12 protein-coding genes are annotated in these 18,344 nt (G+C 58.2%); 7 read left to right on the top strand and 5 right to left on the bottom strand.

Features of this window, described 5'->3' with window-relative positions:
* Positions 1 to 3: 3 nt before the first annotated feature.
* Positions 4 to 897 carry an MBL fold metallo-hydrolase gene (locus tag CU102_RS00350; RefSeq protein WP_342588729.1) on the bottom strand — a complete coding sequence of 298 codons (894 nt, stop codon included), beginning with the start codon at positions 895 to 897 and terminating at the stop codon, positions 4 to 6.
* Between the two features lie 602 nt (positions 898 to 1,499).
* Here CU102_RS00350 and CU102_RS00345 point away from each other — a divergent pair.
* The 5 genes from CU102_RS00345 (at position 1,500) to CU102_RS00325 (ending at position 8,962) form a co-directional block, all read left to right on the top strand.
* Positions 1,500 to 2,081: an invasion associated locus B family protein gene (locus tag CU102_RS00345; RefSeq protein WP_106708988.1), complete on the top strand. Its 582-nt coding sequence runs from the start codon at positions 1,500 to 1,502 to the stop codon at positions 2,079 to 2,081.
* Positions 2,082 to 2,209: 128 nt separating this feature from the next.
* Positions 2,210 to 3,742 carry a Do family serine endopeptidase gene (locus CU102_RS00340; RefSeq protein ID WP_106708987.1) on the top strand — a complete coding sequence of 511 codons (1,533 nt, stop codon included), beginning with the start codon at positions 2,210 to 2,212 and terminating at the stop codon, positions 3,740 to 3,742.
* Between the two features lie 161 nt (positions 3,743 to 3,903).
* On the top strand, positions 3,904 to 4,596 hold the full coding sequence (locus CU102_RS00335) for a response regulator transcription factor (RefSeq protein WP_106708986.1): 693 nt from the start codon (positions 3,904 to 3,906) through the stop codon (positions 4,594 to 4,596).
* Positions 4,593 to 5,993, top strand: coding sequence for a sensor histidine kinase (locus CU102_RS00330; protein WP_106708985.1), 1,401 nt, complete (start codon positions 4,593 to 4,595; stop codon positions 5,991 to 5,993). Before CU102_RS00335 ends, CU102_RS00330 begins: the two co-directional genes overlap by 4 nt.
* On the top strand, positions 5,990 to 8,962 hold the full coding sequence (locus tag CU102_RS00325; protein WP_106708984.1) for a bifunctional [glutamine synthetase] adenylyltransferase/[glutamine synthetase]-adenylyl-L-tyrosine phosphorylase: 2,973 nt from the start codon (positions 5,990 to 5,992) through the stop codon (positions 8,960 to 8,962). The genes CU102_RS00330 and CU102_RS00325 overlap by 4 nt, the downstream gene beginning before the upstream one ends.
* Before the next feature lie 6 nt (positions 8,963 to 8,968).
* On the opposite strand, the gene CU102_RS00320 is transcribed toward CU102_RS00325, so the two are convergent.
* Together CU102_RS00320 and pepN are read right to left on the bottom strand one after the other, a co-directional pair.
* On the bottom strand, positions 8,969 to 11,323 hold the full coding sequence (locus CU102_RS00320) for a PAS domain-containing sensor histidine kinase (RefSeq protein ID WP_106708983.1): 2,355 nt from the start codon (positions 11,321 to 11,323) through the stop codon (positions 8,969 to 8,971).
* A gap of 250 nt (positions 11,324 to 11,573) precedes the next feature.
* Positions 11,574 to 14,222, bottom strand: coding sequence for an aminopeptidase N (gene pepN, locus CU102_RS00315; RefSeq protein WP_106708982.1), 2,649 nt, complete (start codon positions 14,220 to 14,222; stop codon positions 11,574 to 11,576).
* A 212-nt stretch (positions 14,223 to 14,434) separates the two neighbouring features.
* Between pepN and CU102_RS00310 the strand changes: the two genes are divergently transcribed.
* Positions 14,435 to 14,731 carry a hypothetical protein gene (locus CU102_RS00310; RefSeq protein ID WP_133624387.1) on the top strand — a complete coding sequence of 99 codons (297 nt, stop codon included), beginning with the start codon at positions 14,435 to 14,437 and terminating at the stop codon, positions 14,729 to 14,731.
* A 163-nt stretch (positions 14,732 to 14,894) separates the two neighbouring features.
* Positions 14,895 to 15,809 (top strand): DMT family transporter, encoded by a 915-nt coding sequence (locus CU102_RS00305; protein WP_166648312.1) that lies wholly within the window; start codon positions 14,895 to 14,897, stop codon positions 15,807 to 15,809.
* 26 nt (positions 15,810 to 15,835) lie between these two features.
* On the opposite strand, the gene CU102_RS00300 is transcribed toward CU102_RS00305, so the two are convergent.
* Both CU102_RS00300 and CU102_RS00295 read right to left on the bottom strand, forming a co-directional pair.
* Entirely contained in the window at positions 15,836 to 17,083 is a 1,248-nt protein-coding gene (locus CU102_RS00300; protein ID WP_106708979.1) for an MFS transporter, read from the bottom strand.
* Positions 17,084 to 17,473: 390 nt separating this feature from the next.
* On the bottom strand, positions 17,474 to 18,298 hold the full coding sequence (locus tag CU102_RS00295; protein ID WP_106708978.1) for a uracil-DNA glycosylase: 825 nt from the start codon (positions 18,296 to 18,298) through the stop codon (positions 17,474 to 17,476).
* Positions 18,299 to 18,344: the final 46 nt, after the last annotated feature.

Here is an 18,344-nt window from a genome sequence, read left to right as displayed (position 1 = left end):
GGCCTACTCGTCGGTGTGGCCAGTCAGCACGGCTTTAATGTTGTCCCTATGCACCGCTTCGTAGGGCGCAAAATATTGGATGGCGCCTGAGCGCAGGTCGTCGGCAACGAATGTCCTGAGATCCTGCCCTGCGAGGGCAGGTTCTTTGCGCAGGCGCAGGAGTTTTGTCACGTACTTGCGTGTTGCCCCGATCAAGTCCGGCCCATAGCCGCCGGACACGATCCTCTCCTCAGCACCGTGGTTGGGCAAAATCTTTTCGAAGTCCCAGGTTGCAATGCGATCGAGATCGCGCAAATGGTGTTCAAGCCGCTTTGGTTCGTCGACATAGGTGATCGGATCTTCGAGCGTGTCACCGGCGAACATCAGCTTGAGGTGCGGCAGGATCATCACCGTCCCGTCATGGCTGTGAATGTCCGCAGGGCGCAACTCCACATCGATCTCCCCAACCTTTAAATGCAGTTCCCCGTGGAAAATCCGGTTCGGCATGATCAGCGGTCGGATCGGCGGGCTTCGGTTTTCAAGATTGGTGCGGTTGTCACGCATGGCCTGTTCAGTCAGATCATTGGCAATGATCTCGCAATCGGCGAAGACCTCGTTTCCGGCGATGTGGTCGGTGTGCCAGTGGCTGAGTACGACCCGGATCTGGCTGACCCCGGCATCTTCCAGCCTCTTGCGGATAATCCGCGCATGGGGCAGCGAAATGCTCGTGTCGTACACGAGTGCCTCCTTCCCCGACACGATTGCATAGGAACATAGGCCAAGCGAGTAGGCGCCGTCATCGAGCCAATTCCGCTCGTCAGAGTAGGCCCGCACCCCGTCGATCCGGCCGTCATAGAAGGCCAGAACCCCCGGATAAGGCTGGTGGACGCGCAAAGTCGATCCGAGCGGCGGCATCATGGTTGAACTCCAAAAGGTGACGATAACGAATCGAACATTCCAGTGAAAGGCGAAGAATTCAACCTACAATAGTCGGTGTGGTGCAACAACGTGTAAGGATTGGCAGTAACTGTATATCATCACTTGGAAAAAATAAAAATTACGCATGTAAAATTAATTTTGCCATTGCGTCATATATCTGACTGCTATATTTGGGCGGCATAGAATTTTAAACATTACATGAAGAATCAGAGCAGCTGCGCGACAAATTTGCAGCTCGTATCATATTTTGAAGCATAAACACCGATATCTGCGTCTTATAGTTACAGTATATTTCGGAAGCACACTATTTACGAGCACAAGTTGCTCATAATATCTATTTAGAGAGAGCGATAATGAGAAATTTGATACTAATAATAAATTCATTGACGAAGTCATACTGGGGGCAATCAGCAAATATTGAAAGGGAACGGCGCCACCGTTCGGAGCGTCGACGCCTGATGGCGATCTTGCGCGCCTGGCGCGTCCTTGGCCCGAAGCGCAAAAGGGTCTCGGTCTTCCGGGTTTTGCGGCAGCTGCCGCATTGGCATTGAGTATTGGGCCACGCTGAACTGAGGTTCGTCATGATCAGGCAAGCATTGAAACGCCCCATTTCCCTGGCTTGCCTGCTCCTGTCCGGTTTGTTGTCCCCGCCCGCTGCCGGACACGAGCTCTCAAACTCGGGTTACAGCATCAAGCCTTCCGAGGTGAGCGTGCCGCAAGGCGCCGAGATCGGCCGCTTTCGCCGCATGATCCAGCCGTTTGAGAACTGGACATTGATCTGCGACGAAAATCTCAAGACGATGAAAAAGGTCTGCAATATCACGCAAACAATTTTGGACGGCGAAGGGCAGTTCGCCTTCTCCTGGTCGCTGGCGGCCACCGAGGGCGGCAAACCGATGATGATCCTGCGAACCCGTCCAAACCTTGGCCAGAACAAGCCGGTGACCTTGAAATTTCCCGGCTGCGAGACGCCAGTGACCGCCGCAACCCACGCTTGCGACGCGAGCGTGTGCATTGCCCTTTTTCCAGTTGGGCCAGTCTTGCGCGAACAGATCGCCAAAGCGGTAACGGCACAAATCTCCTATGAAGCCGATCCCGAAGCGGCGCTTGCCTTCGGTGCGCCGTTGGACGGCTTGGCGGAAGCACTTGCGGCGATCAAGTGATGCCGGCAGTTCGCCGCAACCTTACAAATTTGTCATGTTGCGGAAATGGCTGGGTAACGTTCTTATCTGTATCACTGTTGGTATATAGCGATCGCAATGTCGATCGAACGCCTCAAGGAGATACATTTATGTCAAACAAGTCCTCATCCTACCGCAAGGGCATTGCAGCCGCCCTGTTGTCCTCAGCGCTCGTCGGGGGCTTCCTGGCAACCGGTCCGCTGAGCGCTATCGTTCCGGCGCAAGCCGAGGCTGTGCGCGTCGATTCGGCCCAGCAGCCCGGTTTTGCCGATGTCGTTGAAAAGGTCAGCCCCGCAGTTGTGAGTGTTCGCGTCAAGAGCGCTGTCGCCCAGGCATCCGATGATGGTTCGGGTTTCCCTGGCATGGATCAGCTGCCGGACGATCATCCGCTTAAGCGCTTCTTCTATGATTTCGGTGGCCCCGGCCAGCGTCCTGGCCAGCGCGGCATGGAACCGCGCAAGTCGCCTCGTGACCAGCACCGGCCTGACCGCGTCCGTCCGACAGCTCAGGGCTCCGGCTTCTTCATCTCCGAGGATGGCTATCTCGTTACCAACAACCATGTCGTCGAGGATGGCAGTGCCTATACTGTCGTTCTGAACGATGGCACCGAGCTCGATGCCAAGCTGATCGGCAAGGACAAGCGTACCGATCTCGCAGTGCTCAAGGTCGATGATAAGCGCAAGTTCACTTATGTTTCCTTCGGCGATGATAATCAGATCCGCGTTGGACAATGGGTGGTTGCGGTTGGCAATCCATTCGGTCTCGGTGGCACTGTGACGGCCGGTATCGTTTCGGCGCGTGGCCGTGATATCGGTGCAGGCCCCTACGATGACTTCCTGCAGATCGATGCTGCAGTTAATCGCGGCAATTCCGGTGGTCCGGCCTTTAACCTGAACGGCGAAGTGGTGGGCATCAATACGGCGATCTTCTCTCCATCGGGTGGCAGTGTTGGTATTGCGTTCGCCATCCCGGCGACGACCGCCAAGAATGTTGTCGACCAGCTGATCAAGACAGGCACGGTTTCGCGCGGCTGGATCGGCGTGCAAATTCAGCCGGTGAACAAGGAAATCGCTGAATCGCTCGGCTTGTCTGAAGAAAAGGGTGCCCTCGTTGCCGAGCCGCAGGCTGATGGTCCTGCTGCCAAGGCTGGCATCGTTGCTGGCGATGTGATCACCGCCGTCAATGGCGAAACAGTCGCCGATCCACGTGACCTCGCCAAGAAGATTGCGGCGATCAGTGCGGGCAAGGATGCCGAGCTGACAGTCTGGCACAAGGGTGAAGCCAAATCGATCAATGTTGCGATCAAGCCTTATCCGCAGGACGACAGCCAAGCGTCGAATGCACCACAGCAGGAGGACCAGTCGAAGGAGTCTGCGCTCGACAACTACGGTTTGACAGTCATGCCTTCCGATGACGGCAAGGGTGTTGTGGTGACGGATGTGGATCGTCAGGGCGATGCGGCCGACAAGGGCATCACGACGGGCGACATCATCGTCTCGGTCAACAACAAGCCCGTGAAGAACGGCGGTGACATCGACGCGGCGATTGCCGAGGCGACCAAGACTGGCCGCAAGGCGGTGCTCCTGCAGGTGCAGACCAACGACCAGTCACGGTTCGTTGCACTGCCTATCAACCAGGGCTAACCCGCAACGGGCAAGAGTTGCTGCGGCGCTGCACACCCAGCCCCGCTAGCGCCAAAGCATACGGGCGGCAGATCCTTCGATAATCTGCCGCCCACTTTTCTTTTCGACCCGTTCGGGCGTTGCCCTTAACTCACTCAGTAAAACTGGCTTAGTATTGTGCCATGAAGATTCTCGTTATTGAAGATGACCGCGAAGCGGCACGCTATCTGGAGAAGGCTTTCGCCGAGGCGGGTCATTCCGCCGATGTCGCAGGCGATGGCGAAACTGGCTATACCCTGGCGGAGCAGGGGAGTTACGACGCTCTTATCGTCGACCGTATGCTGCCGCGCCGGGATGGTCTTTCGGTGGTCGCGGCCCTTCGCGCCCAGGGAAACGATACCCCGGCGCTGATTCTCTCGGCGCTCGGTCAGGTGGATGATCGTGTGACGGGCCTGCGCGCCGGCGGCGACGATTACCTGACCAAACCCTATGCCTTTTCTGAATTGCTTGCCCGGATCGAAGTGTTGCAAAGGCGATCCAGCCCGAAGGAGGCGGAGACGATCTACCGGGTCGGCGATCTCGAACTCGACAGGCTGTCCCATACGGCGAGACGTGCCGGGCAAAACATTGTGCTGCAACCGCGTGAATTCCGGCTGCTCGAATATCTGATGCGCCATGCGGGGCAGGTCGTCACTCGAACCATGCTTCTCGAACATGTCTGGGATTATCATTTCGACCCGCAGACCAATGTCATCGACGTGCACGTCTCGCGGCTTCGCGGCAAGATCGAGAAGGGTTTCGACACCCCGCTGCTTCATACCGTACGCGGAGCCGGCTACATGCTGAAAGCATCCCCCACTGGGACCAATGCATGAGCCGTTTCCGTGCCATGATGAAAATGACGGCGGTGCGGCTGTCAGCGCTCTATCTGCTTCTGTTCACGGTGTGCGCACTTGTCCTCGTTTTCTACATGACCAGCCTTTCGGTTCGGCTGCTGACGACGCAGACCGAAACGGCCGTCAATGAAGAAATAGAGAGCATCGGCCAGGCCTACGAACGTGGCGGCATTGCCGGTCTCGTCCGCTCGATCGACCGGCGCGGCCGCCAGCCTGGAGCTTACCTTTATCTTGTTGCTGATCCGGCAGGCCGGATCGTCGCCGGCAATGTCCAGAGCATCGAGATCGGCGTGCTGCAGAATGAAGGCTGGATAGAGCGTCCTATCACCTATGAGCGGTATGGCGAAGGAAACGATCCGCAAATGCACACCGCCATCGCGCGCGTGATTGTCATGCCCAACGGCATCCGGGTCATGGTCGGCCGCGATCTTGGCGAGCCCGAGCAGGTCCGCCTGGTCGTGCGCCGGGCGCTCATGGCGGCGCTCGGCATCATGGGCGTTGGCGCATTCCTGATCTGGTTCTTCGTTGGCCGGCGCGCCTTGCAACGGATCGATGAAGTTTCAGTGGCGTCGCAGCGTATCATGGGTGGTGATCTGGCCGGACGGCTTCCGGTAAGCGGGTCCGGCGATGAATTTGACCGCCTGGCGGAAAACCTCAATGGCATGCTCGCACGCATTCAGGAATTGAACGAGGGCGTAAGGCACGTCTCCGATAATATTGCCCACGACCTGAAAACGCCGCTGACACGCATGCATAATCGCGCCGAGTCGGCACTTTCGAATGCCAAGACCACCAAAGCGTGGCGCGCTGCCATGGAAGGCATGATCAGCGACTCGGACCAGCTGATCCGCACCTTCAACGCCATCCTGATGATTTCCCGGCTGGAATCCGGCTATTCGACCGAAACGATGGAGCAAATACCATTGTCGACCATCGTTGGGGATGTGTTCGAGCTCTATGAACCCTTGGCTGAGGACGCGGGCGTCAAACTTGTCCTGGGCACGATGGATCAAAATCAGGTCAAGGCGAACCGCGAACTGGTCGGCCAGACCATTTCCAATTTGGTCGACAACGCGATCAAATATGCCGGCGGCGGGGAGAACCCTGTCGAGGTCACACTCTCAGTCGAAAAAGAGGGCGGCAAGGTCAAGGTGACGGTCGCGGACAACGGGCCGGGAATACCGGAAGACCAGGTGACGCGCGCGACGGAACGGTTTGTGCGTCTGGAGGAAAGCCGCTCGCAGCCGGGCTCAGGGCTCGGCCTCAGTCTTGCCAAGGCCGTTATGAAATTGCACGGTGGCACATTGGAGTTGACTGACAATGCGCCGGGGCTGCGGGCCGTCCTCGTTTTTCCGGTAGGAGAGGAGAATGCATGAGTTCCGGAGCGGCAACTGACGCGCCATTCTTTGCGCAAGCCTTGCGCGATCTGGAACCTTTGGACAAACAGAACGCCGAGACCCTGCTCCATGAATTTCTTAAGCGCGCGGCGGAAAAGGAATGTTCCGGCACCGGTACACTGACAGCCAACAAGCCCGCCGCCGCCTTTGTTGCAGCAGTCCTCGACCTCTCCCCCTACCTACGCGCCATTCTGTTGCGTCGCCCGCAAATCATTGAACCGCTTTTCGAAATACCCCTGTCCAGGCGACTTGAGGCGTTGATGCTGGAAATCGCAGCGACGAGCGAGGGCGACGATGTTACCGAAGCCGGCCTGATGACTGCGCTTCGGCAATCAAAGCTCAAAGGCCATGTGCTCATTGCATTGGGCGATCTGTCTGGTCAATTTGTGACCTCGGAGGCGACGTTCTGGCTGTCTCGGCTCGCCGAAGAGTGTCTTGGCGCCGCAGTGCGTTTTCTGCTGCGTGACGCGCATGAGGCCGGCAAGCTCAAGCTCCCTGATCTCAAACATCCGGATAAGAACTCCGGTTGGATCATTCTCGCGATGGGGAAATTCGGCGCCTTCGAACTGAATTATTCTTCGGATATCGATTTGATTGTCTTCATCGACGAGCATAGCCCGGCCATCACTGATCCATACGAATGTGTGGAAACTTTCTCGCGGCTGACGCGGCGTCTCGTTCGCATCCTGCAGGACCGTACCGCCGACGGCTATGTCTTTCGCACCGACTTGCGGTTGCGGCCCGATCCGGGTTCAACCCCGCTCGCCATCCCCGTTGGCGCCGCCATCAACTATTACGAGGGACGTGGCCAGAACTGGGAGCGTGCGGCCATGATCAAGGCGCGGCCGGTTGCAGGCGATATTGATGCCGGAAAGCGTGTGGTTGCAGAGCTTGCTCCCTACGTCTGGCGCAAATATCTCGACTATGCGGCAATTGCCGACGTCCACTCCATCAAGCGGCAGATCCATGTGCACAAGGGGCATGGCGAGATTGCCGTGCGCGGTCACAATGTGAAGCTTGGCCGGGGCGGTATCCGCGAGATCGAGTTTTTTGTGCAAACGCAGCAATTGATCGCCGGTGGCCGTTTTCCGAAACTGCGTGGTTCCCGCACAGTCGAGATGTTGGGTGCGCTGCATGGCCTCGGCTGGATCAGCGAGGAGGCACGCGACACGCTGGCGGAGAAATATGGGTTCTTGCGCGATGTCGAACACCGGATCCAGATGATTGCCGACGAGCAGACCCATATGCTGCCGGAAGACGACGAGAATTTTCTGCGTGTCGCCCACATGATGGGCTACCGCGATGGCGAGACCTTTGCCGATGATTTTCGCGCGGCGCTGAAGACTGTCGAAACCCACTACGCTGCGCTGTTCGAGCAGGCGCAGGATTTGACGGGCGAAGCGGGCAATCTGGTGTTCACCGGTGACGTCGACGATCCCGATACGTTGAAGACGCTGGCGAAATTCGGCTTTGAGCGTCCGAGCGATATCTGCCGGGTGATCCGCACCTGGCATTTCGGCCGCTACCGCGCGACGCAATCGGCGGAGGCACGCGAGCGCCTGACCGAGTTGACGCCGGTGCTGCTGAAAGCCTTCGGCGCTACCAGCCGCGCCGACGAGGCGTTGATGCGTTTCGACGGGATGATCAAAGGACTGCCGGCAGGCATCCAGCTGTTCAGCCTGCTGCAATCCAATCCGCGCCTGCTCGACCTCCTGGTCTTGATCATGGGCGCTGCGCCACGGCTCGCCGACATCATCACCCGCAAGCCGCATATTTTTGACGGCATGCTCGATCCGGCGATCTTTGCCGATGTACCGACGCGCGCCTATCTCGCCGAACGGCTGGAAGGTTTCCTCGGCCCGTGCAAAGTCTACGAGGACATCCTTGACCGCCTGCGCATCTTTGCGGCCGAGCATCGCTTTCTTATTGGTATCCGGCTGTTGACCGGTGCGATCAGCGGTGGACGGGCGGGCAAGGCCTTCTCGCATCTGGCCGATCTTGTCATCGATAGGGCCCTCAAAGCTGTCATGGACGAATTTGCCAGCAAACATGGCAGGATCAGTGGCGGGCGCATTGCCATTCTTGGCATGGGAAAACTTGGCAGCCGGGAGCTGACGGCCGGATCCGATATCGATCTCATCCTGCTCTATGACCATGATGAGCACGCCGAGGAGTCGGATGGGCAAAAGGGGCTCGCGCCATCGCAGTATTATATGCGCCTGACCCAGCGACTGATCGCGGCGCTGTCGGCGCCCACGTCGGAAGGCGTCCTTTACGAGGTCGACTTCCGCCTGCGCCCATCCGGCAACAAGGGGCCGGTCGCCACGCACATCGACGCCTTTCGCAAGTACCAGCGAACTGACGCATGGACCTGGGAGCATATGGCGCTGACCCGCGCCCGCCCAGTTGCCGGAGATGGGACGTTCTTTGACGAAATCGAAAAGGATGTCAGCGATATCCTTGGCTTGCCGCGCGATCCGGCGAAGATCGCCAAGGATGTCGCGGAAATGCGCGCGATGATCGAGGCTGAGAAGCCGCCGAGCGACGCGTGGGATTTGAAGCTCGTTGCCGGGGGCATCATCGACATCGAATTCATTGCCCAGTTTGCCGTGCTGACGGGAAATGTCGACGGGCCAGGGAATGGCCAACCCACGGCCGAGGTTCTGGCCAAGCTGAAACCGGACTTCGCCGATCCAGCCGTGACCGACAGCCTCGTCGAAGCGGCCCATCTCTATACGGGCATCACCCAGATCATTCGCCTGTGCCTGAACGGCGACGTGAAGCGCGAGGATTTCCCGCCAGGACTATCCGAACTGCTCTGTCGCGCCTGCGACCTGCCCGATCTGGAGCGCGTTGAGAGCCAGCTTGCGGAGACCGCGCAATGGGTGCGGAAGACCTTCGATACCCTGCTCAAGGATGCACGCAATCAGGCGAAATCGTCAAAGTAAGGGGCCTCAGACGTTCTCTGTTGCCCGCGTCGGGATGCGTACCGATACAATGGTGCCGACACCCTCTTGTGAGCGGATTTTTAGAGCTCCGCCATGCAGCTCTGTCAGCGAACGCGAGATCGCGAGGCCGAGCCCGGACCCTGCGTGCGACTTGGTGAACTGGTTGGCGACCTGTTCGAAAGGCTGGCCGATTTTCTTCAACGCCGATTTCGGAATACCGCAGCCCGTGTCCTCGATGGTAAAGACAAGAGCGCCCGACACCTTGCGTGCGCGGACCGAGATCCGTCCGCCCGTATCGGTGAACTTGACCGCATTCGACAGGAGGTTGAGCAGGATTTGCTTGATGGCACGCCGGTCGGCATTGAGCGTAACGCTTTCCGCAATCCGAGTCTCGACCTTCACTTCCTTCTCCTGAGCCTGCAGAGAGACCACGCGCACGGTCTCGTGGATCAGCGGGCAGAGGTCGATTTCTTCGCGATCCAGGGAGAAATGCCCGGCCTCAATCTTCGACATGTCGAGAATGTCGTTGATGACGTTGAGAAGGTAATTGCCGCTGGTATGGATGTCGTGAACGTACTCCACATAACGGTCAGAACCGAGGGCGCCGAAAGTGCCCGAATGCATGATCTCGGAGAAGCCGATAATGGCGTTGAGCGGCGTGCGCAATTCATGCGACATGTTGGCGAGGAATTCGGACTTCGCGCGGTTGGCCGCTTCTGCACGCTCTTTCTCGACGGCATATTTGCTGTTGAGTTCGGTAAGCTCCAACGTACGCTCGATCTCGGACTTGCGAGCAAGGCTCAGGTCATGAATGGTTGCCATCAACCGACGTTCGCTGTCGACCAGCCTTTCCTCATGCACTTTCAGCTGGGTAATGTCAGTACCAACGGAGACGAGACCGCCGTCCTGCGTGCGCCGCTCGTTGACCTGCAGCCAGCGGCCATCGGCCAATTGCCGTTCGAAGGTCAGTGCGCCGTTGCGACCGTGTTCGTTCGCCATGCGCTTCTCGAACGCCACCGCCCGTATGCGAGGCTCGAGTTCTTCGCGGCTGATCCCCGGCAGGAGACATTCATTGGCAAGTCCTGAATATTCGTTGAACTTGCTATTGGACATGACCAGGCGGTTGTCCGCATCCCACAGAACGAAGGTTTCGGAAATGCTCTCGATCGCTTCACGGATGCGCTGGTCGGCCTGCGCCGTTGCCTGGACAAACCGGTGCTGTTCGCTGACATCGACCGCAACGCCGACGAGATGCAGATCGCCCATGTTTGCGTCCGCCACCTGCGCCCGTACCCGCATCCACACCCAGTGACCTTCCGCATGGCGCATGCGGAATACACGGTCCATCTGCGTGATATCACCGGCGGCAACCTGCGCTGCCACACTGTAGAGCTTGTCGTCGTCGGGGTGGATGATCGAGGAGATGTCGCCGAGCGACAGAATGGCATCATGGGCTTCGTAGCCGAGCATCTCATACATTGATCGCGACCAGTAGACCCGCCCGCGCGCCATGTCCCAATCCCACAACCCGCAACGGCCGCGCGCCAGTGCCGTATCGACCCGCGCCTGCGTGTGCTGATAGAGTTCGTCCGCATCCTGGGCGCGTGCTGCCTGGCTGAAATAGGCGCATAGCACGATTAGCATGATCGTCGCCGTGCCGGCAAACATCGTGACATTGATCGAGACTACTCGGCGCCAATCAGCGAAGATTGTCTCGACCGGCTGGGTGACGAAAACCGCATAAGTACCTTGGCCAGCGTCGCCGCTTGTGCGGCTGAAAGCAGCGAGGGCCGCGGTGCCGTCTACCTTTACAGGCATCGCCCCAGCCCTTGTGCCGAAGAGAAACAGCGGTTGCCCTTCCGTGACGAAGGTTTCGAGGTTCCTGGTGCGCCAGCGGTCAAGGCCATCGGACGAAACGATGATGTCGCTGTCGCCGTCTGCAACGGCAAACCACATGCCCTCCGGGATCAGTTCACTCGAGCGCATCTCGCTGATGATATTCTGCAGATCTCCTGTATCGAGCTTCTGGCCGCCGTTCGGGGCCAACGAATTCAGTCGATTGTCGATGACGCTGGCAACATGGCTCGCAGCCATCGACAGGGTTGCACGCGCTGTACGTTCCGTATCATCGCGCCATGCGAGCAATGACATGGATCGGACGACAGCGAGCACGAGCAGGAAAACGATGATGAGCGGCGGAATTGCGCGGCGCAGATACGGCTCCGCGGCAAGGAGCTTGCCGTAGGCGGGGTCAGCGAGAAGTTTGACGTGGCCGGAAAGCCGGTTGCGCCCCCGCGCATCACCCCGGTTTTTGGCGTAAGTCTTCCCTGTCGGCGCGTGATACGCGTCCGCATTTGCCATCGAATGGCCCCCTCATTTTGCCTTTATAATCAGTGATTTGCTTCCGCACGCCGCACATCCGAAGCACCTATAGTGAATCAAAACTGATTCTGCGTGTCTAGTCCCTTTGTTAAATATTTATCAATACTTAAGGCGTGCGAAACTAGTGATGAAAGGACGAGTCATAACGTCTTGAAATGACTCAAATTACCCTCGGATCTCTCCGAGGGTAATTGGAAAATCGGGCGGTGGATAACCCTCCGGTGCGGCTTTAGGCAAGCGTCCGCTCGACAATATCCCGCACATCGGACGACAGTCCGGTGACCGTTGCGATGGTGGCAAGCGCTTCGCGCGCATGTTCACGGCGTACCGGCTCGAAGGAGCGCCAGGATCGCATGGCCGTCAAAAGCCGCGCAGCAAGCTGGGGATTTTTCTTGTCGATCGTCAGCACGGTCTCGGCAAAGAACTTGTAGCCGTGACCGTCGGCCCGGTTGAAACCGGTCTGATTGCCGCTGGAAAATGAACCGATCAGCGCACGCGTGCGGTTCGGATTGTCGAGCGAGAAAAGCTTGTGTGCCATTAGTCCGCGTACCTTCCCCAAGGCTTCATCCCCCGGCTGCATGGCCTGCACAATGAACCACTTATCCATGACAAGCGGATCATTGCCGAACCGTTCTTCGAACGCCCGCAGTGCCTCGCATGTTGCCTGGCTGCCGCCAAAACGCTGGACGAGGACACCGAGTGCAGCGACCCTGTCTGTCATATTGTCCGCATGCTTGAACTGGGCGGCGGCCAGTTTGGGATTACCCTCGGCGACGCTGAGATAGTCCAGCAACACGTTGCGCAAAGACCGGCGCCCGGCACTGGCCGCATCCGGCTGGAACGGGCCGTTGTGATCGAGACCGTCATAGAGCTCGGCAAATTTTCCGGCATGGCCTTCTGCCACAGCACTGATCAGCGCGTTGCGGCTGCCGAGGATAGCATCCGGATCGATATTGGTACCAAGCTCGCGCGCAATATCGCTCTCGGATGGAATGCTCAGGCAAAGCGCACGAAACGCCTCATCCAGTGCCGGGTTGAAGGCGATTTCGCCAAGGAGCTTGATCGAGGAGTTTTCGATGGTCGCCGGTTTGCCGCCGCGAACCCGCTTCGAATTGCTTGTCAGTTTGGCATTCAGAAGCTGGGTGAGAGCTTGCCACCGAGTAACCTCGTCGCCATCATTGCGGGCGAGGAAAACGAGGTCTGATCGCGTCAATTCGCTGGTCAATGTCACAGGGGCGGAAAAGCCGCGCAACAGCGATGGCACCGGCCTTTCCAAAATTCCGGAAAAGCTGAACCGTTCCTTGCGCTTGCGCAAATGCATCACGTCGTGTTTGACCAGTCCACCCTTTGCCGACCGGGGCTTGAGCTCGCGCCCCTTGGCGCCGAGCAATCCGAACTGCACGGGAATGTGCATTGGCTTCTTGGAAGGCTGGCCCGGTGTTGGCTTCAGCGACTGCTCGATCTCGATCTCGAAGGTCTTGGTCGCCGGGTCGTAATCATAGGTGATAGCGAGGTTGGGTGTTCCGGCCTGGTCGTACCACAGGGCGAACTGGCTCAGGTCTTCGCCGGAAGCGTCCTCGAATACCTTGATGAAGTCCTCGATGGTTGCCGCATCGCCGTCGTGGCGCTCGAAATAGAGGTCCATGCCTTGGCGGAAAAGATCCGGCCCGAGGATCGTGCGGATCATGCGGACGACTTCTGAACCCTTTTCGTAGACTGTCGAGGTGTAGAAGTTATTGATCTCCCGGAACTGGCGCGGGCGGACCGGGTGGGCGAGGGGACCGGCATCTTCAGGGAACTGGTGCGCCTTGAGGCCCTTCACTTCGGCGATCCGTTTGACCGGCCGCGAGCGCATGTCGGCGGAGAACTCATGGTCGCGGTAGACGGTCAACCCTTCTTTCAGGCAAAGCTGGAACCAATCACGACAAGTAATTCTGTTTCCTGTCCAATTATGGAAATACTCGTGGGCGATAACTGCCTCGATGCCTGCGTAATCCGTATCCGTTGCGGTCTCGGGATCGGCAAGGACATACTTGTCATTGAAGACGTTGAGACCCTTGTTCTCCATCGCGCCCATGTTGAAATCGGAAACGGCCACAACGTTGAACACGTTGAGATCATATTCGCGGCCGAAGACATCCTCATCCCATTTCATCGAGCGCTTCAGCGCATCCATGGCGTAGAGCGCGCGCGGCTCCTTGCCATGCTCGACATAGATACCGAGGTCGACATGGCGACCGGAGGCGGTAGTGAACGTATCGTGGATTACCCCAAGATCGCCGGCGACGAGCGCGAACAGATAGGCGGGCTTCGGGTGCGGATCGTGCCAGACCGCAAAGTGCCGGCCGTTGGTGAGCGTGCCCTTGTCTTTGGGATTGCCATTCGACAGGAGCAGAGGTGCCTCCTTGCGGTCGGCTTCGATGCGCACGGTATAGATTGAGAGCAGGTCAGGGCGATCGAGGAAATAAGTGATACGGCGGAAGCCTTCGGCCTCGCATTGGGTGCAATAAACGTTGCTCGACCGGTAGAGGCCGGTCAACTGGCGGTTGGTGGTCGGATTAACCTCGGTGGTGATTTCGAGCGTGAACCTACCGCTTGCCGGCAGGCCGCGAATCTCCAAACGGTCGGGTGTTGCCAGAAAGGTATTGTCGCCAAGAGGGGCGGCGCCATCGATGCGGATATCGACGAGCTTGAGTTCGTCTCCGTCCAGAATGAGCGGCACGTCGGCGGGGGTGCCCGGCCTGCGCTCGATTTGCAATGTCGACTTGACGACAGTGCGCTCAGGATGAAGCGCAAAGTCCAGATGGGTTTCGGGAATGAGAAAATCGGTTGGCTTGTAATCATCCAGATGAAAAACTTGGCCGGTATCGGTACGCATTGTTCTAACTGTCCTTTATGTGGTGCCGGAACCTAGCCGTGTTTTCGGCAAGGCACAATGATGGGGTATTCAGTAGAAGCGGCGTAAAGCTCGCGATGATAATCTGCGACTTGGAAAGAGTGCAGGAATCCTGATATAGTGATCTTGGAGTAGAGGATGAGCTTTCGCCCACCCTCCCTTCCCTATCTGTGAAATTGAACCCGGAAACAGACTTGCCAGCCAGTCCGGGTTCTTTTCACGATAAGGTGACGCTAAACGGCGTGCACCGCATAGTTCACCTCCAAGTTGAAGGCATGGCTGATGCCGCAGTTGGAGTAGCCTATCTTCCCCAATACACCGCTGGCCCGGTGTTGCTGCTTTCGCCTTCAATCGGCATTCACTCAGAATTTGATTGGTCCCTGAGTTTTGCGCAGCACGCAACAAACGTCAGGTTGAATGGTGTCAACGCAAAGCAGATCTGGTTGCGTTCACCTGAATATTTGCCGCAAAAATGCAACGTGATCGATTAATCTCTGGCGCGGCGTTTTAAACGAGCCTAAAGATATATCAGTTTGAATTTCCAAACCGGCACGTCAAATTCTCGCTCCTCAAGGATTCCCAACCGTGACTACCATCGTTCACCCGCAGGATGGTGAACCGCCTGTTGCAGATAAAGTGCGTACTACCAATGTCATGCTTGGAATTGGTCTGAAGGTCGCTTCCGTCTGCGTCTTTGTGTGCATGTCGAGCCTGCTGAAGGCATCAGACGGCGTACCTGCGGGACAGCTTGTTTTTTTCCGCTCATTCTTCGCTATTTTCCCGGTTATCGCCTTCATCGCCTGGCAAGGTCAGATGGCGGTTGCGTTCAAAACAAACGAACCCTTCAGTCATTTCTGGCGCGGCTTCGTCGGCGTGAGCGCCATGAGCCTCACGTTTTTCGGTCTGACGAAGCTGCCTCTGCCGGAGTCGATCGCCATCAGCTACGCCGCCCCACTGCTGACGGTGGTGCTCAGCGCCGTATTTCTCCGCGAGACAGTGCGGCTTCATCGGTGGTCTGCCGTTTGCTTCGGACTGGTCGGCGTGCTGATCATTCTGTGGCCGCGCCTGTCATTCTTTACTGGCGAAACGGAATTCGGTGGCGACCAGGCCATCGGCGCGCTTGCCACATTGGGCGGTGCTGGCCTCGCTGCGGTCGCCATGCTGCTGGTACGCAGGCTTGTACAGAGCGAGCGCACGCCGACGATCGTCGTGTATTTTTCCATTACCTCGAGCTTGATTGCGCTCGTCAGCTTTCCGTTCGGCTGGGTCTGGCCGACACTATTTCAGGCGACCTGCCTCATCATGGCGGGAATTGCTGGAGGGGTAGCGCAGATCCTCTTGACGGAAAGCTATCGCCACGCAGACATATCGGCGATTGCGCCGTTCGAATACACTTCCATGCTGCTGGGGCTGGCCCTCGGTTATCTGCTGTTTGGAGACATACCGACAGTCGAAATGATCCTGGGCGCGGTCATCGTCATTAGCGCCGGAATTTTCATCATCTATCGTGAGCACCAGCTGGGTCTGGCGCGGGCGAGGGCGCGCAAGGTTTCAACCCCGCAGGGTTAGAGCATTTCGCACTTCTCCTTCGGGTTCTATTCTTCTTGTGCTGCTTCGCTCAAAGGATGGAGCTGAAGCGTTTCCGGTGTTTGTGGCCTGTCATGGGGCCGAATGGCAAAGTCGGGCCGGGCCGAAGGCGCCTGCGATGCACGGCGGAGGCTTCGCCAGAATGCGTAGGAGCCGTAAGCCGCATAGCTGACCGCCATGGTGACGAAGAAACCGGTTGGCCCGTTCAGGTCCATCAGCCGCCCGGCGATCTGCGGCCCGATCATGCTGCCAACGCCATAGACGATCAGCAGCCCGCTGGAAATCTTGACGAATTCACTCGGCTCGGCGAAATCGTTGGCGTGCGCGACGTTGAGTGAATAGATCGGGAACAGCACGGTGCCGAACGCGAACATCAGCGTGTAGATTACCCATGGCGTGGTGGGCTGCACCATGATCATCGTCAATGAAATCGCAACGCCGCCGACTCCGGCAACGACCATCACATAGCGGCGGTCGACAAAATCCGAGGCGCGGCCGATCGGGTACTGGAAGATTGCACCGCCGATCATGGAACTGGCGATCATCGTCGCAATGCCGAAGGTCGACAGGCCGATGTCCCGGCCATAAACGGCAGACAGGAAGTTCCATGCCCCGGCGATGATCCCAGCCAGCAGCGAGCCGATCAGCGCGGCCGGCGATTTGCGGTAAAGCCCGGGAAGATCGAGCGACACCTGGGTCAGCGGGCGGGGCGACTGCGCATTGGAAAGGCCGGTCGGCACCAGGGCAGAGGCATAGATCAGTGCGCCGATCATGAACAGCACCTGCGTCGCGGGATTGCCGAAGGGCAGGATGTATTGGCCGACAAGAAGACCGATCATGGAAACGATCATGTAGATCGAGAAAACCATGCCACGTGTCGAATTGGTGACGCGCTCGTTCAGCCAGCTTTCGATGACCATGTAGCTGCCGGCCAAGGAAAAGCCAGCGAGGGCGCGAAACAACGTCCAGGCCCATGGATTGATGATCAGCCCGTGCATCAACATTGACATGCTCAATAGCGTAAGGAGAACGGCAAAGACGCGAATATGACCGACGCGGCGGACAAGCCGCGGAACGATGATGCAGCCGCCGGTGAATGCGAGCGCGTAACCGGTGCCGAGCCAGCCGATCGTGGTGGGTGACCAGCCCTCCATTCCGGCCCGCAGAGGCAGCAGGATACCTGCCAGGCCCCCTGCCGTCAGCATCAGGAACGTGCTGGTCAATAGTGCCGTGATCGGCAAGAGTTGGCGAAACATTCGTGTATCCTGTGTTTCAATCTGAAACTACAGGTTTCAATAGGCCCGCAAGCCAGAGATTACGACACTGCCATTCCAGTTTTGCGCCAAGAACTGGCCCATTCCGGAGCGTAGAGCCTTTCTTGTTTGGATAGAAGCGGTTCTGTTTCACGGATGGCGAGACAATCCACTAGGAAGGTGGCGAGGCCGATGTTCATCCATCGGACGATGCCGCCTGACAAAGTGGGTGTCCGCCAGCCGGAAATCCGAAGGGCCGGAGTGAATTTGGCTCAAATCCTTCGGGCTTTGGCTTCGACCGATGCACACACATCGGCCTCGACAGATACCTCGACCTTGAACCAAATTCACTCCGGCAGAACACCTCTATCTACGCAAGAAAGGCTGTCTGGATCATTCCGTCAGTGCACGCAACCGCAATTTGACACTGACGAAATCGCGCCAGGCGAAGCGCTTCTGGGCCGGATTTCGCAGGAGATAGGCAGGATGCAGTGTGGGCATGACCGGGATCTCAATCCCCGATGTCGTGATATGGCTCTTCCAGTTGCCGCGCAGTCGTAGAATGCCTTCGGATGCGTTGGTCAGCGCCTTGGCTGCCGGACCGCCAAGCGCCACCAGCAGTTTCGGGTTCGCGAGTTCGATCTGACGCTCGAAGAAGGGCCGGCAAATCTCGGTTTCCAATGGCGTCGGCGTGCGGTTACCAGGTGGGCGCCAGGGGATCGTGTTGGCGATATAAACACTGGTGCGATCAAGGCCGATCGCCGCAAACATGCGGTCGAGCAATTGTCCGGAACGGCCAATGAATGGAACACCTTCCAGGTCTTCTTCACGTCCCGGCGCCTCGCCAATGAACATGATCGATGCCTGTGGGTTTCCATCGGCGAAAACGAGGTTCTTGGCCGTGAACTTGAGATTGCATCCCTCGAAGGAGGCAAGCTGCGAACGCAACTCGTCCAGCGTTACAGCACTTGACGCAAGCTGGCGAGCCAGTCCGATCTTAGCATCGTCGGGAACGGAAGCCTTGCTGAGCGCTGACGGCGGGAGAGTGGTTTCCTGCCGTGGCTGGGGTTGCGGCATGGGCGCGCGTGCCGCTGCGGGCGGCGCTGCTGCCGGGCGTTTGACGTCGGCCTGCGCAAACCGGTTGACCGGCGCATCTTCGAGCGGCGTGTCGACGCCCGCCTCGGCATAGAAGTGCAGCAGTTCGCGCAGGTTCGGCACTGATCAATCCTTAAGAGCTGCAACTGAAGTTGCAAATTGTACGCTT

Source organism: Phyllobacterium brassicacearum, from assembly GCF_003010955.1.
Taxonomy (GTDB): domain Bacteria; phylum Pseudomonadota; class Alphaproteobacteria; order Rhizobiales; family Rhizobiaceae; genus Phyllobacterium; species Phyllobacterium brassicacearum.
The sequence above is the reverse complement of the archived record's forward strand: the minus strand, read 5'-3'. Positions and strand labels throughout refer to the sequence as shown.